14 protein-coding genes and 2 riboswitches are annotated in these 21,554 nt (G+C 71.2%); of the genes, 6 read left to right on the top strand and 8 right to left on the bottom strand.

Features of this window, described 5'->3' with window-relative positions:
• Positions 1-31 precede the first annotated feature (31 nt).
• The 4 genes from LV75_RS04815 to cobN all read right to left on the bottom strand — a co-directional run bounded on the left by LV75_RS04815 (position 32) and on the right by cobN (position 7,485).
• Entirely contained in the window at positions 32-2,605 is a 2,574-nt protein-coding gene (locus LV75_RS04815) for a bifunctional FO biosynthesis protein CofGH (protein WP_372504134.1), read from the bottom strand.
• A gap of 75 nt (positions 2,606-2,680) precedes the next feature.
• The gene (locus tag LV75_RS04810) at positions 2,681-3,214 is read right to left on the bottom strand and encodes a DoxX family protein (RefSeq protein ID WP_253885382.1); all 534 of its coding nucleotides are present in this window, start codon (positions 3,212-3,214) and stop codon (positions 2,681-2,683) included.
• 12 nt (positions 3,215-3,226) lie between these two features.
• The gene (locus LV75_RS04805; protein ID WP_308210857.1) at positions 3,227-3,727 is read right to left on the bottom strand and encodes a hemerythrin domain-containing protein; all 501 of its coding nucleotides are present in this window, start codon (positions 3,725-3,727) and stop codon (positions 3,227-3,229) included.
• Positions 3,728-3,897: 170 nt separating this feature from the next.
• Positions 3,898-7,485, bottom strand: coding sequence for a cobaltochelatase subunit CobN (cobN, locus tag LV75_RS04800; RefSeq protein WP_253885381.1), 3,588 nt, complete (start codon positions 7,483-7,485; stop codon positions 3,898-3,900).
• Positions 7,486-7,521: 36 nt separating this feature from the next.
• A riboswitch (cobalamin riboswitch) is annotated at positions 7,522-7,687 on the bottom strand.
• A gap of 5 nt (positions 7,688-7,692) precedes the next feature.
• Here cobN and LV75_RS04795 point away from each other — a divergent pair.
• Genes LV75_RS04795 through cobJ form a run of 3 tightly spaced genes read left to right on the top strand, consistent with a single transcriptional unit; the run spans position 7,693 to position 10,936 of the window.
• Positions 7,693-8,793, top strand: a complete 1,101-nt coding sequence (locus tag LV75_RS04795; protein ID WP_253885380.1) for a ferredoxin-like domain-containing protein — start codon at positions 7,693-7,695, stop codon at positions 8,791-8,793.
• Positions 8,794-8,795: 2 nt separating this feature from the next.
• Positions 8,796-9,422, top strand: a complete 627-nt coding sequence (locus LV75_RS04790) for a precorrin-8X methylmutase (protein ID WP_253885379.1) — start codon at positions 8,796-8,798, stop codon at positions 9,420-9,422.
• Positions 9,419-10,936, top strand: coding sequence for a precorrin-3B C(17)-methyltransferase (cobJ, locus tag LV75_RS04785; RefSeq protein ID WP_253885378.1), 1,518 nt, complete (start codon positions 9,419-9,421; stop codon positions 10,934-10,936). Before LV75_RS04790 ends, cobJ begins: the two co-directional genes overlap by 4 nt.
• Here cobJ and LV75_RS04780 read toward each other — a convergent pair.
• The 4 genes from LV75_RS04780 to cbiE form a co-directional block, all read right to left on the bottom strand.
• Positions 10,925-13,360 carry a DEAD/DEAH box helicase gene (locus LV75_RS04780; protein ID WP_253885377.1) on the bottom strand — a complete coding sequence of 812 codons (2,436 nt, stop codon included), beginning with the start codon at positions 13,358-13,360 and terminating at the stop codon, positions 10,925-10,927. The genes cobJ and LV75_RS04780 overlap by 12 nt on opposite strands.
• A gap of 61 nt (positions 13,361-13,421) precedes the next feature.
• Positions 13,422-14,141, bottom strand: a complete 720-nt coding sequence (locus tag LV75_RS04775; protein WP_253885376.1) for a cobalt-precorrin-6A reductase — start codon at positions 14,139-14,141, stop codon at positions 13,422-13,424.
• A complete protein-coding gene (gene cobM / locus LV75_RS04770; RefSeq protein ID WP_253885375.1) occupies positions 14,138-14,881 on the bottom strand; it encodes a precorrin-4 C(11)-methyltransferase in 744 nt (247 codons plus the stop codon). Before cobM ends, LV75_RS04775 begins: the two co-directional genes overlap by 4 nt.
• The gene (cbiE, locus tag LV75_RS04765) at positions 14,878-16,077 is read right to left on the bottom strand and encodes a precorrin-6y C5,15-methyltransferase (decarboxylating) subunit CbiE (RefSeq protein WP_253885374.1); all 1,200 of its coding nucleotides are present in this window, start codon (positions 16,075-16,077) and stop codon (positions 14,878-14,880) included. Before cbiE ends, cobM begins: the two co-directional genes overlap by 4 nt.
• 147 nt (positions 16,078-16,224) lie before the next feature.
• Positions 16,225-16,345: riboswitch (cobalamin riboswitch) on the top strand.
• 50 nt (positions 16,346-16,395) lie between these two features.
• On the opposite strand from cbiE, the gene LV75_RS04760 reads away from it, so the two are divergent.
• The 3 genes from LV75_RS04760 to LV75_RS04750 are packed head-to-tail and all read left to right on the top strand — an operon-like array spanning position 16,396 to position 20,409.
• The gene (locus tag LV75_RS04760; RefSeq protein WP_253885373.1) at positions 16,396-18,420 is read left to right on the top strand and encodes a putative cobaltochelatase; all 2,025 of its coding nucleotides are present in this window, start codon (positions 16,396-16,398) and stop codon (positions 18,418-18,420) included.
• Between the two features lie 10 nt (positions 18,421-18,430).
• On the top strand, positions 18,431-19,045 hold the full coding sequence (cobO, locus tag LV75_RS04755) for a cob(I)yrinic acid a,c-diamide adenosyltransferase (protein WP_253885372.1): 615 nt from the start codon (positions 18,431-18,433) through the stop codon (positions 19,043-19,045).
• Positions 19,039-20,409 carry a cobyrinic acid a,c-diamide synthase CobB gene (locus LV75_RS04750; protein WP_253885371.1) on the top strand — a complete coding sequence of 457 codons (1,371 nt, stop codon included), beginning with the start codon at positions 19,039-19,041 and terminating at the stop codon, positions 20,407-20,409. Before cobO ends, LV75_RS04750 begins: the two co-directional genes overlap by 7 nt.
• The last annotated feature ends 1,145 nt before the right edge of the window (positions 20,410-21,554 follow it).

Below are 21,554 nucleotides of genomic sequence, written 5' to 3'. Positions count from 1 at the left end.
CCCGCGACCGTGGCCGCGGGACCGGCGTGGGTCAGGCCAGGGGCAGCAGGTTGGGGCGCCAGACGCCGTCGGCGGTGAGGGCGGTGGTGCGGCGTTCGGCGGAGACCTCGCCGTAGGTGGTGGTGCGTTGGCGGGCGGGGCGGCCCGCGGCGGCGGCCAGGGCTTCCAGGTCGGCGATGGTCTTGTAGCTGCCGTTGTCGCTGCCCGCCATGCGGCTGATGGTCTCCTCCATGAGCGTGCCGCCGAGGTCGTTGACGCCGCCGCGCAGGACGTCGACGACGCCCTCGTCGCCCAGTTTCACCCAGCTGGTCTGGATGTTGGCGATGCGGCCGTGCAGCAGGATCCTGGCGAGGGCGTGCACGGCGCGGTTCTCCAGGTGCGTGGGACCCGGCCGCGCGATGCCCGCGAGGTAGAGCGGGGCGTTGGTGTGCACGAACGGCAGCAGCACGAACTCGCTGAACCCCCCGGTCTCGCTCTGGGTGGCGGCGATCAGCTTCAGGTGCGCGACCCAGTGCTTGGGGGTGTCGACGTGGCCGTACATCATCGTCGAGGTGGTGGGGATGCCGAGGCGGTGGGCGGTGGTGACGACCTCGATCCAGTTGGCGGTGGGGAGTTTGCCCTTGGTGAGCACCCAGCGCACGTCGTCGTCGAGGATCTCCGCCGCCGTGCCCGGCAATGAGTCCACACCGGACTCGCGAGCCGCCGTCAGCCAGTCCTCAATGGACAGGTTGGACCTGGTGGCGCCGTTGACGACCTCCATCGGGGAGAACGCGTGCACGTGCAGCCCCGGCGCGCGCTTGCGCACCTCGGCGGCGATGTCGAAGTACGCGGTGCCGGGCAGGTCCGGGTGGATGCCGCCCTGCATGCACACCTCCGTCGCGCCGACCCCCCACGCCTGCTCCGCCCGGAGCCCGACCTGCTCCAGCGACAGGGTGTAGGCGTCGGCGTCGGTGCGGCGCTGGGCGAACGCGCAGAAGCGGCACCCGGTGTAGCAGACGTTGGTGAAGTTGATGTTCCGGGTGACCACGTAGGTCACCTCGTCGCCGACCGCCTCTTTGCGCAGCGCGTCGGCGAAGGCCGCCAGGGCCTCGATCTCGGCACCCGGACCCGCGGAGAGCAGCACCAGAGCGTCCGAATCGGACAGTCCGGCCGGGTCGCGCTCCGCGTGGCGCAGGGCGGTGGCGAACTCGGGTCGGACCGCTCCCCCGCCGCCGACCAGGCGCTGCGCGTGCACCACCTGTTCGCGCAGGGAGTCCCAGTCGCCGTAGACGGAGTCGAAGTCGTCGCGGCGGTCGCCGGTGCGGCCGGTGGTGTCGATGGTGGCGTTCAGGTCGGTGCGGCCGGAGTCGACCAGCGCGACCTCCGGTTCCTGCCACGGCCTGCCGACCAGCGGCGCGCCCTCGACGGCGAGCCCGGTGTCCGGGTCGGCCAGCGCGGCGACGTGCGCGGCCAGCCGCGGGTCCAGCCAGGGTTCGCCGCGCTTGAGGTACTCCGGGTAGATGGTGAGCCGCTCGGCAAGGCGGAACCCGGCGGCCGCGGTGCGCGCGGCCAGGGTGTCGATCTGCGGCCAGGGGCGTTCCGGGTTGACGTGGTCGGGGGTCAGCGGTGAGACGCCGCCCCAGTCGTCGATCCCGGCGCGCAGCAGCAGTTCGAACTCCTCGCCGATGAGGTTCGGCGGGGCCTGGATGCGCGCCTTCGGCCCCAGCACGACCCGGGCGACGGCGACCGTGGCGGCCAACTCCTCGGCCTCGGCGTCGGGCATTCCACGCATAGCGGTGTCGGGCTTGGCCCGGAAGTTCTGGATGATGACCTCTTGGACGCCCCCGTAGCGGCGGGCGACGCGGCGGATCGCGAACAGCGACTCGACCCGGTCGGCGAGGGTCTCGCCGATGCCGATGAGCACGCCGGTGGTGAACGGCACCGCGGAGCGGCCAGCGTCTTCCAGCACCCGCAGCCGCACCGCCGGTTCCTTGTCCGGCGACCCGTAGTGCGGGCCACCCGGCTCCGCCCACAGCTGCTCGGCGGTCGTCTCCAGCATCATCCCCATCGACGGGGCGACCGGCTTGAGCCGCTGGAAGTCCGCCCACCCCAGCACGCCGGGGTTGAGGTGCGGCAGCAGCCCGGTCTCCTCCAGCACCCGGATCGCCATGGCCCGCACGTAGGACAGGGTGTCGGGGTACCCGGCCGCCTCCAGCCACTCGGCCGCGGCGGTCCACCGGTCCTCGGGGCGGTCGCCGAGGGTGAACAGGGCTTCCTTGCAGCCCATGGCCGCGCCCTGCCTGGCGATGTCGAGGACCTCGTCCGGGCTCAGGAACGGGGCCGGGAGTCGCCCGGGGACGGTCGCGAAGGTGCAGTAGTGACACCGGTCACGGCAGAGCCGGGTGAGCGGGATGAACACCTTGCGCGAGTAGGTGATCACCCCGGCCCTGCCCACCTCGGCCAGCCCGGCGTCGCGCACCCGGGAGGCCGTGTCGAACAGGTCGACCAGGTGGTCACCGCGGGCGTGCAGCAGGATCTCGGCCTCGGTCTGGTCCACCGCCACGCCGTCACGTGCGCGGCGCAGGGCGCGGCGGAGTGCGGAGTCGGTGGGCACGGGCAGGGTCACGGACACCTCCAGGAAGCGGCTTCGTCCAACCTATCCACCGTTATGGACGAAATCGCGGCCCTGGTGATTCCGGACTCAGCCCGGCAAGACCCCCGAAACAGCCTTCTTGGCCTTCCGCGGCGCGCTCGCGACAGCACTACCGACGCTGTCGCTGGTGTCGGAGATCCAGTCACCCAGGTCGTGCGTGGCGCGCTTGGCCCGCCACGCGACGGAGGGCTTACCGTGTGTGTCCACTGCCGCCAGCAGCAGCCCACCGAGCAGGCCGACGTTCTTGAGGAAGTGGGTCAGCTGCTGCTTGCGCTCGGCGGGATCCTTCTCCTCCCAGAACGGGTGCGCCGCGACGGTCGTCGGCACCACGCTGGCCGAGAGCAGCAACGCGGCCAGGCGCGGCACCTTCCCGAAGGCCAGTGCCAGCCCGGCGGCGACCTTGACGGCCCCGTCGACGCGGACCAGCGTCACCGGGTCGGCGTTGTCCGGCAGCTTGTCGCCCGCCTTGGCGAGCAGGGGTTTCGCGGCCTCCGCGTGCGCCTCGGGGGCGCGCAGCGCGTTGATCCCGCCGCTGATGAACACGGCGGCGAGCATCGGTCGAGCCAGCCTGCGCAGGATCATGGTCTCTCCTTCTCAGTCCACCCGGTCCTTGGTCTGCTCGACCAGGTCACGCACGTGCGAGATGTCCCCGCACCCGGCGGACACCCTGGCCGCCCGCGCCTCGACGAACTTGTCGCCCAACTCGTCGCGCCGCTGCTGCGGCACCGCCTCGCGGGCGGAGTTGAGGATGGTGCGCTCCTCCTCGTCGAGGTGGTGGTTGATCGCCTTGACGAGGTCCTCGAGCTTCTCGTCCCACTCCTGGGCCTCGGGGTCACCCACCTCCATCAGCGCCAACAGCGCCTGGTGCCCCTCGGCGTGCTCCTCGGCTCCGTGCTCCACCTCGTGGTCGTCGACGTCGCCGAACCGGCGCAGGGCGGGGTAGATCTCGCCCTCCTCGGCCTCCGCGTGCGCGACCAACAACTCGGCGAGGTCCTTGAGCACCGCCAGCCGGTCGTTCGAGTTGTCCCGCAACTGCCGGAACAGGTCCTCGAACCGCCGGTGATCGGCGAGGATCAACTCGATCACGTCTGCCACGCGCCGCCTCCCTACCTGGTCGTCCCACCCGGTCAATACCCACGACGGCGGTAGGTCAACCCCTCAGGCCACGGTAGGGCCGTACTCGGTACCGAGCGCTCCCCGCCACACGATCAGGGGACGCCACAGCCGGGGTGCGGTGGATTCCACACCCCGGCCAGGACACCTGCCTACTCCGAGCCTGCCTCGATGTCGCCCTCGACCTGCAGGTATAGCTCCCGCAAGGCCGCCAAGGTCGCCGGGTCGGGTTCGGCCCACATCTTGCGTTCGGCGGCTTCCAGCAAGCGTTCGGCGATGCCGTGCAGGGCCCAGGGGTTGGACTCGGTGAGGAACTTGCGGTTCTCCGGGTCCAGCGCGTACGTCTGGGCGAGTTTGTCGTACATCCAGTCCGCGACGACGCCGGTGGTGGCGTCGTAGCCGAACAGGTAGTCCACAGTGGCGGCCAGTTCGAACGCGCCCTTGTAGCCGTGGCGGCGCATGGCCTCGATCCAGCGGGGGTTCACCACGCGGGACCGGAAGACCCGGCTGGTCTCCTCCGACAGCGTGCGGGTGCGGACCGCTTCCGGGCGGGTGCTGTCGCCGATGTAGGCCGCGGGGGCGCGGCCGGTCAGCGCGCGGACGGTCGCGATCATGCCGCCGTGGTACTGGAAGTAGTCGTCGGAGTCGGCGATGTCGTGTTCGCGGGTGTCGACGTTCTTGGCGGCCACGGCGATGCGGCGGTAGGCGGCTTCCATGGCGGGGCGGGCGGCGACGCCGTCGAGGTCGCGGCCGTAGGCGAAGCCGCCCCAGACGGCGTAGACCTCGGCGAGGTCGGAGTCGTCGCGCCAGTTGTGGCTGTCGATCAGCGGGAGCAGGCCCGCGCCGTAGGCACCCGGCTTCGAACCGAAGATGCGGGTGGTGGCAATGCGGGCGTCCGAGTCGGCGTCGGCGCGCACGTGGGCGCGGACGTAGTTGTCCTCATCGGACTCGTCCAGGTCGGCTACTAGGCGCACTGCGTCGTCGAGCATGTAGACCACGTGCGGGAAGGCGTCGCGGAAGAAGCCGGAGATGCGAACGGTGACGTCTACGCGGGGACGGCCGAGCTCGGTAAGAGGGATGGCCTCGAGCGAGCTGACGCGGCGGGATGCTTCATCCCAGACCGGGCGCACACCTAGGAGCGCCAAGACCTCGGCGATGTCATCACCCGAGGTGCGCATGGCAGAGGTGCCCCACACAGATAGGCCTACCGAGCGCGGCCACTCGCCGGTGTCCTTGCGGTAGCGGGCGAGCAGCGAGTCGGCCATGGCCGAGCCGGTCTCCCACGCTAGGCGGCTGGGGATGGCCTTCGGGTCGACCGAGTAGAAGTTGCGGCCGGTCGGCAGGACGTTCACCAGTCCGCGCAGCGGCGACCCGCTCGGCCCAGCTGGCACGTAGCCGCCGTCGAGGGCGTGCAGGATGTGGCCGATCTCGTCGGTGGTGCGCGCCAGCCGGGGGACGATCTCCTCGGCGGCGAAGGTCAGCACGTCGACCACGGCCGGGTGTTCCGCGCCCAGGACGTCGAGGACCACCGGCTGCGCGTCGCCCCAGCCCGCGTCCTCCATGGCCTGGACCAGCGACAACGCGATGGCATCGATCTCGTCGACCCGGGTTCGGCTCTCCGAACCGTCCTCGCTCAACCCCAGCGCCTCGCGCAGGCCGGGCAGCGCCGCCGCCTGGCCGCCCCACATCTGGCGGGCGCGCAGCATCGAGTTGACCAGGTTGACCCGGGCGGGGCCGACCGGGGCGTCGCCGAGGGTGTGCAGGCCGTCGCGGATCTGGACGTCCTTGATCTCGCAGAGCCAGCCGTCGACGTGCAGCAGGAAGTCGTCGAACTCGGCGTCGTGCGGGCGGTCGTCCAGGCCCAGGTCGTGGTCGAGTTTCGCGGCCTGGATGAGGGTCCAGATCTGGGCGCGGATGGCGGGCAGCTTCGCCGGGTCCATCGCGGCGATGTTGGAGTGCTCGTCGAGCAGCTGCTCCAGCCGGGCGATGTCGCCGTAGCTCTCGGCGCGGGCCATCGGCGGGACGAGGTGGTCGACCAGGGTGGCGTGCGCGCGGCGCTTGGCCTGGGTGCCCTCGCCGGGGTCGTTGACCAGGAACGGGTAGATCAGCGGCAGGTCGCCCAGCGCGGCGTCGGGCCCGCAGGACGCGGAGAGCCCCAGGTTCTTGCCGGGCAGCCACTCCAGGTTGCCGTGCTTGCCGAGGTGGACCATGGCGTGCGCGCCGAAGCTGGTGGCGACCCACCGGTACGCGGCCAGGTAGTGGTGGCTGGGCGGGAGGTCGGGGTCGTGGTAGATCGCGACCGGGTTCTCGCCGAACCCGCGCGGCGGCTGGACCATCAGCACAAGGTTCCCGGCCTGCAGCGCGGCGAGGACGATCTCGCCCTCGGAGTCGCGCGACCGGTCGACGAACAGCTCGCCCGGCGCCGGGCCCCAGTGCTCCTCCATCGAGGTGCGCAGATCTTCGGGCAAGGTGTCGAAATAGGCGCGGTAGTCGGCGGCGGAGATGCGCACCGGGTTGCCGGTGAGCTGCTTCTCGGTGAGCCAGTTCGGGTCTTGCCCACCGGCCTCGATCAGCGCGTGGATGAGCGCGTCACCATCGCCGTTCGCCAAGCCGGGCAAGGCGTCGTCGGGGCCGAGTTCGTAGCCGGCATCCCGCAGAGCGTTGAGCAGCCGGATAGCGCTAACGGGCGAGTCCAGGCCGACTGCGTTGCCGATGCGCGAGTGCTTGGTCGGGTAAGCGGACAGCATCAACGCGATGCGGCGCTCGGCGGGCGGGGTGTGGCGAAGAACGGCGTGCCTATAGGCGATTCCCGCGACCCGGGCGGCGCGTTCGGGGTCGGCCACGTAGACCGACAGTCCGTCGCGGTCCTGCTCCTTGAACGAGAACGGCACCGTGATCAGGCGGCCGTCGAACTCCGGTACGGCTACCTGGGTCGCGGTGTCCAAAGGCGACAGGCCGTCGTCGCTCTCCTCCCAGGTGGTCCGGTCGGAGGTCAGCGCAAGCCCTTGCAGGATCGGGATGTCCAGGTCGGCGAGCGCGCCGACGTCCCATGCGCCGTCGTCCCCGCCAGCGCCCGCAGCGGCGGGCAACGTGCCACCAGCGGCGAGCACGGTCACGATCAACGCGTCAAGGGTCCCCAGAACCTCTAGCAGCTCCCCCGGCGCGGTACGCAACGAGGCGCAGTACACCGGTACAGCTACCGCTCCAGCATCTTCGACGGCGTCAGCAAGCGTGGCAATGAACGCCGTGTTCCCCGCGAGGTGGTGGGCGCGGTAGTACAAGACACCAACGCGCGGTCCCTCGGTCCGGCGAACCTGCCGCTCCAGGTGGCCCCAAGGCGCCAACTCGACCGGTGCGGCGAACCCGGTGCCGGTGAGCAAGATCGTGTCCGACAGGAAGTGAACAAGCTCACGCAGGTTGTCCGCGCCACCGAAGGCCAGGTAGCGGTGTGCCTCGGCGACAACCCCGCCGGGCACCGTGGACAGCTCCATGAGCTCCGCGTCGGGCGCCTGCTCGCCGCCGAGGACGACCACCGGTCGCGGGCCCGCGAGCAGCGCGTCCAGGCCCTGTTCCCACGCCCGTCGCCCGCCCAGGAGCCGGACGACGACGATGTCGGTGCCCTCCAGCAGGCCGGGCAGGTCGTCGAGGAGCAGCCGGGCGGGGTTGGCCAGCCGGTACTCGGCGCCGCTGGCGCGCGCGGAGAGCAGATCGGTGTCCGAGGTCGACAAGAGCAGGATCATGAGGCCCTTCCTGGGGTCCTCGCCCCGGGTCGTGGGTAGCGACGGCCGGAGTGTCCTGGCTCCCGGATCAGGGCTCGACCTGGCCTTCCGGCGGGTGCCGTGGCGTGCTCAGGTGTCGCTCCCCGGTGACAGTGGCGGGACCGCGCCGGATTCCCACCGGCTTCCTCCATTGCCATCGCTGCTTCGGACTAACCCTATATTCGGCGGGTGCCTTCCTCCCAGCGCCGAACGGGCGCCGATGCCTGCCCAGGTGCGCTTGACGTGCACCGGGCGGCCGACGGCGGGTTGGCGCGGGTCCGGATCCCGGGTGGACGGCTGCGCGCCGAGCAGCTGCACCGGCTGGCCGATCTGGCCGTCGAGCTGGGTGATGGCGCGCTGGAGTTGACCTCGCGGGGCAACCTGCAGCTGCGTGGGCTGGCTGACGGCGCCGAGGTCCACTTGGGCGCGGCGTTGGCCGAGGTCGGCCTGCTGCCCTCGCGCAGCCACGAAAAGGTGCGCAACATCATGGCCTCACCGCTGGGCCCGGGTGACCTGGTCGCCGAGTTGGACGCGGCGCTGTGCGCGGAGCGTGACCTGGCTGACCTGCCGGGGCGGTTCCTGTTCGCCCTGGACAGCGGTGCCGGTGACGTGGCGTGGCTGCGGCCGGACCTGGCGGCGCTCCCGGTCGGTGAGCGCGTCGCGGTGCTGGTGGGCGGCGCCGACCACGGCATCCGGGTGGCTCCTGACGAGGTCGTGGCGACCTTGGTCGCCTGCGCGCTGGCGTTCCTGCGGGTGCGCGACGGGCAGTGGCGGGTCGCCGAGTTGCCGGATGTGGGCCCGGTCGTGGGAACCCGGGCGGGCCCCGAGCGGGTGACGCCGGGCACACCACCCACCGGCGGGCCGGTGGGGCCGGTCGTGTTCGCTGACGGCGGTCGCGGTGTCGGCGCCGCGGTGCCGCTGGGGCGGTTGGCGGCGGATCAGGCGCGGGCGCTGGGCGATGTGGTGATCACGCCGTGGCGCGGGGTCGTGGTGCGCGGTGCGCTACCCGACATCGGGCTGATCACCGACCCGTCGGCCCCCGGGATCGGCGTGACGTCGTGCGCCGGCCGGCCGCACTGCCACAAGGCGCTGGCCGATGTGCGGGCGGCGGCGCTGGCCACGGCGGTGCCCGGTCGCGCGGTGCACTGGGCGGGGTGTGGGCGCCGGTGTGGGCGTCCGGCGGGAGACGTGCTCGACGTGGTGGCCACCGAGGACGGCTACCTCGTCGATGGCCGGGCTGTGCCCGGCGAGCGGGTGGCTGAGGCGGTCGCCCGGGGAAGGCAGGACTAACGGTGACCGATTACATCAAGGACGGCGCGGAGATCTACCGCCGCTCGTTCGCCACAATCCGGGCCGAGGCCGATCTGACTGGGCTCCCGGAGGACGTGGCGCGCGTGGTGGTGCGCATGATTCATGCCTGCGGGATGGTCGATCTGGTCGGCGATGTCTCTTACTCCCCCGATGTCGTCACCTCGGCCCGTGCCGCGTTGTTAGCGGGTGCTCCGGTGTTGTGCGACGCGCAGATGGTGGCGTCTGGGATCACCCGCAAGCGCCTGCCTGTCGACAACGAGGTCATCTGCACGTTAGGCGACCCTCGAGTGCCTGGGCTGGCCCAGGAGCTGGGCAACACTCGCAGCGCGGCAGCGCTAGAGCTGTGGCGGGATCGGCTAGAGGGCGCGGTTGTGGCCATTGGCAACGCCCCGACTGCCTTGTTCTACCTCCTCGACATGATTGACGCTGGCGCTGGTCGTCCGGCCGCGATCCTTGGTCTGCCGGTGGGTTTCATCGGCGCGGCCGAGTCGAAGGACGCTCTTGCCGCACACGGCGGCGGTATCCCCTACCTGGTTGTTCGCGGTCGTCGTGGCGGTAGCGCCATGGCGGTGGCCGCGGTCAACGCGATCGCTAGCGAGGCAGAGTGACCGGCACTCTTTACGGCGTCGGGCTCGGCCCCGGCGACCCCGATCTTGTCACGGTCAAGGCAGCCCGCCTGATCAGTGCCGCCGATGTGGTCGCGTACCACAGCGCACGTCACGGTCGATCTATCGCGCGTGGCGTCGCAGCGCCTTACTTGCGTGAGGGGCAGATCGAGGAGCAGTTGGTCTACCCGTTGACGGTAGAGACAACGGACCACCCCGGTGGGTACGCGGGTGCGATGGCGGAGTTCTACGAGCATGCCGCCGCGAGGTTGGCCGCGCACTTGGACGCTGGTCGCGATGTAGTTGTTCTCGCCGAGGGTGATCCTCTTTTCTACGGCTCTTACATGCACATGCACAAGCGCCTCGCTGACCGCTACCCGTGGGAGGTAGTGCCTGGTGTGACTTCTGTTAGCGCTGCCGCTGCGGTCTCGGGTCGCCCGTTGGTTGAAGGCGAAGAGGTTCTTACGGTCCTGCCGGGCACATTGCCTGGTGAAGAACTCGCTGCACACCTTGCACGAACCGACTCCGCAGCGGTGCTCAAGCTGGGGCGCACGTTTGGCAAGGTGCGGGATGCGTTCGCGGCGGCGGGCAAGTTGGATCAGGCTCTATACGTGGAGCGGGCAACGTGGTCGGAGGGGCGCAGCCTTCCGTTGTCTGAAGTGGATCCCGAGACTGTCCCGTACTTCTCGTTGGCGCTACTTCCCAGTCCCCTCAACGACGGTGTTAGGCCTGCTGGTCCCGCAGCCGACCTCGCGCCTGCCGTAGGTGAGGTGGTCGTGGTCGGCACGGGTCCTGCGGGTCGTCCTTGGTTGACCCCGGAAGCGCAAGAAGCGCTATCAGCCGCTGATGACCTTGTCGGCTACAAGACGTACTTGGATCGGGTGCCGGTCAATCCACGGCAGCAGCGACACGCTTCGGACAATCAGGTCGAGGCTGAACGCGCGGCCTTCGCTCTAGACCTCGCTAAGCGCGGCCGCAGGGTCGCTGTGGTCTCGTCCGGAGACCCTGGTGTGTTTGCAATGGCGGCTGCTGTGCTGGAGGTCGCGACCGACCCGCAGTGGAAGGACGTCCCGGTCCGGGTCCTGCCAGGTCTGACCGCTGCCCAAGCGGTCGCGAGCCGTGTGGGGGCACCGCTGGGGCACGACTTCTGCGTGATCTCCCTGTCCGACCGCCTTAAGCCGTGGACGGTCATCACTGAGCGCTTGACCGCCGTCGCCCAGGCGGACCTGGTGATCGCCATCTACAACCCGGCGTCCAAGACCCGCACCTGGCAACTCGGGGAGGCCCGCGACCTGTTGCTGCGGCATCGATCCCCGGACACCCCGGTCGTGATCGGCCGTGACGTCGGCGGCCCTGAGGAGTCGGTCCGGGTTGTGCGGCTGGAAGACCTCGACCCGACGACGGTGGACATGCGCTGCCTGCTGCTAGTCGGCTCGTCCCAGACTCAGTACTTCGTTAAAGACGACGGCACGCAGGTGGTGTTCACTCCGCGCCATTACCCTGCCTCACCTGCGTAGCTCTACCAGGGAGGCCAGTTCGTCATCGCCGAGCTCGGTGATGGCGCTGTCGCCGCCTGCCAGCACGGAGTCGGCAAGGTCGCGCTTGGACCGCAGCAGCTCGGCGATCCTGTCTTCGACCGTTCCCTCTGTTATGAACCGGTGGACCTGGACGGGCCTCGTTTGCCCTATGCGGTACGCGCGGTCGGTGGCCTGGTCTTCCACTGCCGGGTTCCACCACCGGTCGTAGTGGAGGACATGGTCGGCGCGGGTCAGGTTCAGCCCTGTTCCTGCCGCCTTCAGCGACAGCAAGAACACGCCGAACTCCCCCGAGGAGAAGTCGGCGACTAGGCGTTCCCGTTGCGGCACAGGCGTACCTCCGTGCAAGAGGCCGCACTCGATGCGACGTTCCCGTAGGTGCCGCTCCAACAGGCGCGCCATGGACACGTATTGCGTGAAGATGAGCACCGCCGAACCTTCGGCCAGGATCGTGTCTAGTAGCTCATCCAACAGCCCGAGCTTGCCGGACCGTCCCGTCAGTCGCCCTTCGCGTTCTCGCAGGAACTGGGCGGGGTGGTTGCAGATCTGCTTAAGCGATGTCAGCAGCCGCAGCACATGTCCACGGCGAGCCATGCCCTCTGCGGACCGGATCTCCACCATGGCCTCACGCACGGCCGCCGTATAGAGGCCTGTCTGTTCCCGGGTCAGCGGCACCGGGTGGTCGGTTTCGGTCTTCGGCGGCAACTCCGGGACGATCCCCGGGTCGGATTTGCGCCTGCGCAGGAGGAACGGGCGGATCAGGCGGGCGAACTTGGCGGCGGCGTCAGAGTCCTCCGCAACGGGTTCAGCCCACCGCTTCCGGAATGCGGCACGCGTGCCGAGCAGTCCCGGGGTGGTCCAGTCGAGTAGCGCCCACAGGTCGGTGAGGGTGTTCTCCACAGGTGTGCCCGTTAGCGCTACCCGCGCGGCGCAAGGGATTGCGCGCAGGGCTTTGGCGGTAGCCGAGTCGGGGTTTTTCGCGTGTTGCGCCTCGTCAGCGACTACTAGGCCCCACCGCTGGCCGGACAACCTCTTAGTGTCACGGCGCAGGACCGCGTAGGTCGTCAACACGATGCCAGTGGTTGCCACCGTGCGCCCTTGGCCGTGGAAGCGCGTCACTGGAATCGACGGCGCGAACTTGGCGACTTCGCGTGCCCAGTTCCCCAACAGCGAGGCAGGGCAGACAACCAGCGTTGGCTCTGCCGAGGCTCGGTGCAGGTGCAGCGCGATGAGCGTGATCGTCTTACCCAGACCCATGTCGTCAGCCAGACACGCGCCCAAGCCCAGCCGCGTCATTCGTGCCAACCACCGCAGGCCGTGCAACTGGTAGTCCCGCAGCACTCCCGCGAGGCCCTCGGGTTGGCCTATAGGCTCGCCATCAGGCTCCTCCACCCGCGCGCGCAGATCGTCGAGCCAGCCGGTCGCGACCACTTCCACTTCGCGGCCATCGACCTCCGCGCTGCCGGTCAGGGATGCCGCCAACGCCTCCGCAACCGTGAACGGCTTAATAGCGCGCGGTATGACCGCCGCGTCCAGCAGCACCCAACGGTCCCGCAGCCGCACCGCTTGAGCGTGCGTGTTCGCGAGGCGGTCGACCTCGTCCTTGGTCAACGCCGTGCCGTCGAGCACGAGCTCCCAGTCGGCGGCCAGCAGCCCGTGGGTGGCCTCGACCCGGCCCACGGTCACCCGCCGGGTGAGGGTGCCGACCATGTGCCGCGGCCAGTGCACGTCCACCCCGACGCGGGTCGCGTTGACCAGCAGGTCAGCGACCTCGGCCGTGGTCAGCGCCACCCGGTCGGGGACATCTTGGTCGAGCAGCCCGCGCAACGGCGGCCACCGCCGCGCGACCCGGTGCAGAGCGTCGAGCAAGCTCGCCCGCGCCTGCTCATCGCCACGCTTGGCAACCTCAACCGCGTCCACCACAACCCCGGCGAGGTGAACCTGCGGCACGCACGTCCCGTCGGGGTCCAGCCGCAGCGACAGCCGCAACACCCCGCGAAGCACCTCCTCCGGCGGCGGACCGGCGATGGTCTCCACGAACATCCGCACCACGGCGAGCGGCTCGGCCCCGGTCACGTGCGCGTCCGCGGGCATCCGCCCCGCCAACTCCGCCAGGCGGTCGCGATCGTCCTGGCTCAGCGCCCCCCGAGCGACCTGCCGCAAAGCAACAACAACCACAGCTCCCCAGAACGCCGCGGTCGGATGACACGCAGCCGACCGGCGGGCACGGGTGAGCACCGGCACAGCTTCCGCAACCGGCAACCGCACCGCCGCGACCGCCCGCCCCGGCAGCGCCAACTCGCCCAGTTCAACCCCATCCGGCAGCGCATCCCCGTGAAAAGCCACCCGATCAGCCGATTCCACAGTCGCCGCACAGCGGTCGAGGCCAGGGATCACCACAGCCATCCCCGAAACCCACGGCCCCCAGCCAGCTCAACGGCGACAACGCCGCGCCGCGCGTTGGGGGTCACCGGAGCCAGGCCATGACCTGCTCGGCCGTCTCCACGACCGGTACGGCGGCTGGCGGTGGGGGGCGGCGGACGACCACCACGGGTAGGGCCAGTTCGCGGGCGGCGTCGAGTTTGGCGGCGGTGAGGGGGCCGCCGCTGTCCTTGGTGACGAGGACGTCGATCCGGTGGTCGCAGAGCAGGGCCAGTTCACCGTCCACTGTGTACGGGCCGCGGTCGAGCAGGAGTTTGGCGCTGGCGGGCATCGGGGCGTCCGGTGGATCGACGCAGCGGACCAGGTACCAGCGGTCGGAGGTGGCGAACGCGGCGAGGCCCTGCCTGCCCGTGGTCAGGAAGATGCGGTCACCCAGGCGTTCGGCGACGAGGCGGGCCTCCGCGAGGGAGTCGACCCAGTGCCAGCCGGGGCGGGGTGGCCAGCCGGGGCGGCGCAGGACGAGCAGGGGGACACCGGCCAGCAGGGCGGCCTCGGCGGCGGAGGCGCTGATCCGCTCGGCGAACGGGTGGGTGGCGTCGACGACCGCGTGCACGCCGTGCTCCAGGATCCACTCGGCCAGCAGCCGCGGGCCGCCGAACCCGCCGACCCGGACGTCGCCGACCGGCAGCCGGGGGTCGCGCACGCGGCCCGCCAGCGAGGACACGACCGTGTGGTCCTGGCTGTCGACCAGGGCCGCCGCGAGCGCCCGCGCCTCACCTGTACCGCCAAGGACCAGGACTTTCACCGACGGTCCCGCTCGGCCGAGTACAGGTGGCTCTCCCGGAACCCGCCCGGGTCGAGCACCCGGCCGACGATGATCACCGCCGTGCGCTTGATCCCGGCCCCGTGCACCTTCGCAGCGATGTCGGCCAACGTCCCGCGCAGCACGACTTCCTCCGCGCGGGAGGCGTGCGCGACCACAGCGACCGGACAGCACTCGCCGTAGTTTGGGATCAGCTCGGCGACGACCTCGTCGATGCGTTGGACGGCCAAGTGCAGCACCATCGTCGCGTGGGAGCGGCCTAGCGTGTCGAGGTCTTCACCCGGCGGCATAGGCGTTGCCCGGGCGGCGGTACGCGTGAGCACAACCGTCTGCCCCAGCGCCGGTACGGTCAACTCCTGTCGGAGGGATGCGGCGGCAGCAGCGAAGGCAGGAACACCTGGGGTGACGTCGTAGGGGACGTCGGCAGCGTCAAGTCTGCGCATCTGCTCGGCCATCGCGCTGAACACCGACGGATCCCCCGAGTGCAGGCGCGCCACATGGTGTCCGGCGGAGTGCGCAGTGACCATCTCGGCGATGATCTCGTCCAGCGTCAGGTTGGCGGTATCGACCTTGCGCGCGCCAGGCGGGCATACCGCCAGAAGCTCCTCGGGCACCAGTGCACCGGCATAGAGGCACACCGGCGCCGCAGCGATCAGGTCGCGCCCGCGCACGGTGATCAGGTCGGCGGCCCCAGGACCCGCCCCGATGAAGTGCACCGTCACGTTCGCTCCTTGCTAGCCACCCACTGGGTCACCGGCATCGCCTGCCGCCAACCGGTAAACCCGCCGACCGGTGCGGCCCGACCTACCGACAGCCGGGTAAGAGTCCCACCGACCTCTGCGTGCCATCGAGCAACCAGCATCTCGGACTCGACCGTCACCGCGTTCACCACAATCCGCCCACCCGGCCGCAGCGCCGCCCAACACCCCGGCAGCACGCCCTCGACCGTCACTCCCCCGCCGACGAACACCGCGTCCGGCGGCTCAAGCCCGGCCAACGCGCCGGGCGCCGCCCCGCGAACCAAGTCCAGACCAGGCACTCCGAGCGCGGCGGCGTTGCGCGCGACCCGGTCGGCCCGGTCCTCGCGCGGCTCGATGGCGATCACCCGGCACGCCGGGTGCGTCCGCGCCCACTCGATCCCGACGCTGCCCGATCCGGCACCCACATCCCACAACAGCTGCCCGGGTTCCGGCGCCAGGGACGAGACCGTCACCGCCCGGACCTCACGCTTGGTGATCTGCCCGTCGTGCTCGTAGACGTCGTCGGGCAGCCCCGGCACGCGCGGCAACCGGCGCGCACCGGGCTCGGCCGCGCACTCGATCGCGACCACGTTCAACGGCGCGAGCCCGACCAGATCGTCGTCAGCCAGCACGGTGGTGACCCGCTCCTGCGGCCCACCCAGCGCCTCCAGCACCGTCACCGAGCTAGCCCCGAACCCGCGATCCCTCAACAGCGCGACGACAGCGGCCGGGGTCGAGCCGTTGGCGCTGAGCACGAGCACGCGCCGTCCCGGGTGCAGCACGGCGTGCAACCGCTCCACCGGCCTGGCGACGGCGCTGACCACCGCCACCTCCTCGACCGCCCAGCCCAGCCGCGCGCACGCCAGCGACACCGACGACGGGTGCGGCCACACGCGGACCTCGGCGACCCGCGCGAGCGTGGTGCCGATGCCGTGGAACATGGGGTCGCCGCTGGCCAACACGCACAGCACGCGGTCGCGGTGGCGCTCGAGCAACCCGGGGATGGCGGGCACCAACGGCGACGGCCACGCGACCCGCTCGGCGGTGACCTCGGCGGGCAGCAGGTCCAGTTGGCGGGCCGACCCCACGACGACCTGGGCGCGGTCCAGCTCGGCGCGGGCCGCGGGCGAGAGCCCGACCACACCGTCCGCGCCAATTCCGATAATCGAGACCGCCACGGGCCCAGACCCTAACCGACCCGAGATCCCCGCCACGTGCCTTGGCCGCCGGGCCCGGCGGATGCGACGATGCCCGACAGCCAGACGATGCCCATCCGCCAGAAGACGCCCGACCGCCAACTGAAGAGCAGAACAGCAGGGTGTGCGAGGAAACCGGTGCGAGTCCGGTGCGGTCCCGCCACTGTCACCGGGGAGTGCCGTCCCACGCTCGCCACCAGGACCACCTGGGAAGGCCGGGGCGGCGCGGCGATCCGGGAGCCAGGACACTCCGCCCAGCTGACCACCCGACCCGGGCGCGGACCCGGAGTGAGGAACGACGTGTCCCGTCCAGCCCTGCCCGGCTACCCGTTCTCGGCGGTCGTCGGCCACGCCGACCTGCGGCTGTCCCTGCTGCTCAACGCGGTGCACCCCGGGATCGGCGGGGTGCTGGTGCGCGGCGAGAAGGGCACCGCGAAGTCGACCGTGGTGCGCGCGCTCGCCGCGCTGCTCCCGGCCGCCGCGGTGGTCGCCGACTGCCGGTTCTCCTGCGACCCGGGCGCCCCCGACCCGGCGTGCCCCGACGGTCCGCACGCCGCGCCGGACACCGACACCCGGCCCGCGCGGCTGGTCGAACTCCCGGTCGGCGCCACCGAGGACCGGGTCATCGGCTCGCTGGACCTCGAACGTGCGCTGACCGAGGGCGTGCGCGCCTACCAGCCCGGCCTGCTCGCGGCCGCGCACCGCGGCGTGCTCTACGTCGACGAGGTCAACCTGCTGCACGACCACCTGGTCGACCTGCTGCTCGACGCCGCGGCGATGGGCCGCGCGCACGTCGAGCGCGAGGGCGTGTCGATCTCGCACGCCGCGTCGTTCCTGCTGGTCGGGACCATGAACCCGGAGGAGGGCGAGCTGCGGCCGCAGCTGCTGGACCGGTTCGGGCTCACCGTGGAGGTCCGGGCCGCGCGCGACGTGGACACCCGCACCGAGGTCATCCGGCGGCGGCTGGCGTTCGAGGCCGACCCGGCCGGGTTCGCCGACACCTGGTCCACTTCGGACGCGGAGCTGGCGGCGCGGATCGTGGCCGCCCGCAAGGCGCTGCCGGAGGTCGTGCTGCCCGACCCGCAGCTGCGCCGGATCGCGGCGGTGTGCGCGGCGTTCGACGTCGACGGCATGCGGGCGGACCTGGTGCTCGCCCGGACGTCGGTGGCGCACGCGGCGTGGCGCGGGGCGGGCGCGGTCGAGGAGATCGACGTCGAGGTGGCGGCCCGGTTGGCGCTGCCGCACCGCCGCAGGCGCGACCCGTTCGACGAGCCCGGTCTGGACCAGGAGCAGCTGTCGCAGGCGCTGCGCGACGCGGCGGAGGAAGCCGACCGCGATCCCGACCCGGACGACAGCGGTCCCGGTGGCGGCGCCCCCGAACCCGGTGATCACCAGCCGGGTGAGTCCGAGCCTGGTGAATCCGAGACGCCGCGGGGCGAACCGGGCAAGCAGGACACCGAGGCACCCCAGGGCGGGGACCGGTCGCAGGCGGCTTCGCGGCCGGACGAGGCGTTCCGGGCCAGGGTGTTGCAGCTCGACGGCGTCGGCGAGGGCGCGCCCGGCAGGCGGTCGCGGTCGCGCGCTGGTGCCGGTCGAGCGCTGCGGGCGGCGCAGAACCAGGGCACGGGCATCCACCTGGTCGGCACGCTCACGGCGGCGGCGCCGTTCCAGCAGACCCGCGGTCGCAGCGGTCCGGGGATCGTGGTGCGGTCCGGTGATGTCCGGCGCGCGGTGCGGGAAGGCCGGGAGTCGAACCTGGTGCTGTTCGCGGTGGACGCGTCGGGGTCGATGGCGGCCCGCAAGCGCATGTCCGCGGTGACCGGTGCCGTGATTTCCCTGCTGCGCGACGCCTACCAGCGCCGCGACAAGGTGGGCCTGGTGACCTTCCGCGGCGGTGACGCCGAGCTGTCGCTGCCGCCGACGTCGTCGGTCGAGGCCGCCGTCGCCCGGTTGCGCGATCTGCGCACCGGTGGTCGCACGCCGTTGGCGGATGGGCTACTGCGGGCGCGCAAAACCCTTGCCATCGAACGGATGCGTGACCCGCGCAGGCGGGCGCTGCTGGTGGTCGTGACCGACGGCCGCGCCACGGTCGCCGTGACCCGCGACGGGCGCAGCTCGGGCGACGCCGTCGGTGACGCCATGCGCGCGGCCGCCGCGCTCGCCGCCGACGGGGTGGCCAGCGTGGTCGTCGACTGCGAGAGCGGCCCGGTTCGCCTGGGGTTGGCCGACAAGCTCACGGCCGCGCTCGGCGGGACCGGTCTACGGCTGGAGGAATTGTCCGCCGACGCGGTCGCCGGTGTGGTCCGCGCGGCCCGGGCAGCCTGAGGGAGTCGTTATGCCACAAGGGAAACCAGAGGTCGTCCCGCAGGACGGGCTCACCACCCGGCAACGGCGCAACCGGCCGCTCGTCGTGGTGCACACCGGGGAGATGAAGGGGAAGTCCACCGCCGCGTTCGGGTTGGCGCTGCGCGGGTGGAACCAGGGTTGGTCGATCGGGGTGTTCCAGTTCGTCAAGTCCGCGAAGTGGCGGGTGGGCGAGGAATCGGCGTTCCTGGCGTTGGGCAAGCTGCACGAGCAGACCGGCGAGGGCGGGCCGGTCGAGTGGCACAAGATGGGCGCGGGGTGGTCGTGGTCGCGCAAGGCGGGCACCGAGGACGACCACGCCGCGGCCGCGCGCGAGGGCTGGGCGGAGATCACCCGCAGACTCGCCGCACAGCAGCACGACCTCTATGTGCTCGATGAGTTCACCTATCCGCTCAAGTGGGGTTGGATCGACACCGACGAGGTCGTCGCGACCCTGACTTCCCGTCCTGGCCACCAGCACGTCGTGATCACCGGGCGGGACGCTCCACAGCCCCTTGTGGACGCCGCGGATCTGGTGACGCACATGACGAAGGTCAAGCATCCGATGGACGCAGGCCACAAAGGACAGAAGGGCATCGAGTGGTAGCCCGGATCGTCATCGCCGCCCCGGGTTCCGGCAACGGGAAGACCACGGTGGCGACGGGGCTCATCGCGGCGTTGCGCGCGCGGGGGCACGTGGTGGCGCCGTTCAAGGTCGGCCCGGACTACATCGACCCCGGCTACCACACGCTCGCCGCGGGGCGCCCCGGCCGCAACCTGGACCCGGTTCTCGTTGGCACGCAACGGATCGGTCCGCTGTTCCGACACGGTGCGACCGGAGCTGACATCGCCGTCGTCGAGGGCGTGATGGGCCTGTTCGACGGCCGGGTCGGGCACCACGTGGAGGAGGGCGGGCTCGGGTCGACCGCGCACGTGGCCGGTCTGCTGTCCGCGCCGGTGCTGCTGGTGGTCGACGCGCGGGGGCAGAGCACGAGCCTCGCCGCGCTGTTGCACGGGTTCCGCTCGTTCCGGCCGGGGGTGCGCATCGCCGGGGTGGTGCTCAACCAGGTCGGGTCGGACCGGCACGAACAGGTGCTGCGCGAGGCCTGCGGCGAGGTCGGGCTTCCGGTGATCGGGGCGGTGCGCCGCGCGGGCGAGGTCGATGTGCCGTCGCGACACCTGGGTCTGGTGCCCGCCGCCGAGCACGGGGCGCCCGCGGTGCGCGCGGTCGAGGCGATGGCGGCACTGATCGAGTCCTCTGTGGACCTTGAGGCGGTGGTGCGGCTGGCGCGCTCGGCCGGGCCGCTCGACGGACCGGTGTGGGTCGCCGCGGACGAGGTCGTGCCGGTGTCCGGCCGACCGGTGGTGGCAGTGGCCGGAGGCCCGGCGTTCACGTTCGGCTACGCGGAGCACGCCGAGCTGTTGCGTGCGGCAGGCGCCGAGGTCGCCATCGTCGACCCGTTGCGGGACTCGCGGTTGCCCGTCGACACAGCGGGTTTGGTGCTGCCCGGCGGTTTTCCCGAGGCGCACGCGGAAGCCTTGTCCGCCAACACATCCCTGCGCGACGAGGTAGCCGCGTTCGCCCGCGCCGGACACCCCATCCACGCGGAATGCGGCGGCCTCCTCTACCTGGCAAAACACCTGGACGGCCACCCCATGTCCGGCGTGATCGACGCCGAAGCCACCATGACCCCCCGGCTCCTACTGGGCTACCGCGACGCCGTGGCGACCGCGGGTTCGGTCCTGCACACCGAAGGCAGCCGAGTGACCGGCCACGAGTTCCACCGCACGCGCCTGACCCCCGCCCACCCGGGCACCCCGGCCTGGACGTGGCGCGACCACGAGGGCAAGCCGCACCAAGAAGGCTTCACCACCGGCCCCCTGCACGCCTCATACCTACACACGCACCCAGCAGGCAACCCAACCCCCATCGCCCGCTTCGTCCGCGCCGCAGCCCAGGTCCAGCTTTAGCGCTTCCACCGGATTTCTCCGCTGACCTGGTGCACTCTTGGAGGCGCCCCAACCGGATGAACCTTCTTTCGCCCATCCACCTCCACCTGCGGATCTCAGTTATCCACAACCCCCTCCCCCATCCACCACTTTCCGCCGACCCCCTTTCCAGGCTTGACTCCGGATAGACTGGCACCGGGGACGCCCCCCGTGGTGTGGTGGGGGCTGGGGCTACACGGGGACGGCCTCCGATTTGACGGAATGGTCGACTGACCTGGGGACTCAAGCTCTTTGAGCATCGACAGCCGCCGTCGAGCGGGCTGGGCCACGCGCTCGCAACCTCACTCGACCCGAATACCCGGCCACGGGCCTACCCCTCCGCCGCACCGTCGAAGTCGACAACTGCCCCCCGCGGCCCCGCCACCCAACTGGCTGAATCTTCCTCTGCCTATCCATCTCCACCTGCGGATCCCAGTTATCCACAACCCCCTCGGCCATCCACCACTTTCCGCAGGCCCCCTTTCCGGGCTTGACTCCGGATAGACTGGCACCGGGGACGCCCCCCGTGGCGTGGTGGGGGCTGGGGCCACACGGGGACGGCCTCCGATTTGACGGAATGATCGGCTGACCTGGGGATTCAGGTTCGCGCGGCATCGGAGCCATCGCCGGGCGGGCCGAGTTGCGCACTCGCAACCTCGTTCGACTCGACCGCCCGGCGAGCTTTCCGTCCGACTGAATCTCCTTGCAGGCCATCTACTCGCATTTGCGGATTCCGGCTACCCACAACGCTTTCGCAAGTCCCACGCCCGATAAACCGGCACCAGGGACGCCCCCGGTGCGCGATGGCGCTGGGGCACGCCGGGATGGTCCCCCGCCTCGGGGGTGGTTGGCCGATCTGGGGCCTCAAGCATCCCGGCATCGCCATCAGGCGGACCGAGTCACGCACTCACGACCTCGCCGGATCCGACGCCCAATGAGACCCATCCGGCTGAACCTTTCTCTGCCCATCCGCCCCCACCTGCGGATTCCAGTTATCCACAACCCCCTCAGCCATCCACCACTTTCCGCCGACCCCCCCCCCCCCCCCCCCCCCCCCCCCCCCCCCCCCCCCCCCCCCCCCCCCCCCCCCCCCCCCCCCCCCCCCCCCCCCCCCCCCCCCCCCCCCC

Origin of the sequence: Actinokineospora diospyrosa (genome assembly GCF_024171925.1) — a bacterium.
GTDB lineage: Bacteria > Actinomycetota > Actinomycetes > Mycobacteriales > Pseudonocardiaceae > Actinokineospora > Actinokineospora diospyrosa.
The sequence above is the reverse complement of the archived record's forward strand: the minus strand, read 5'-3'. Positions and strand labels throughout refer to the sequence as shown.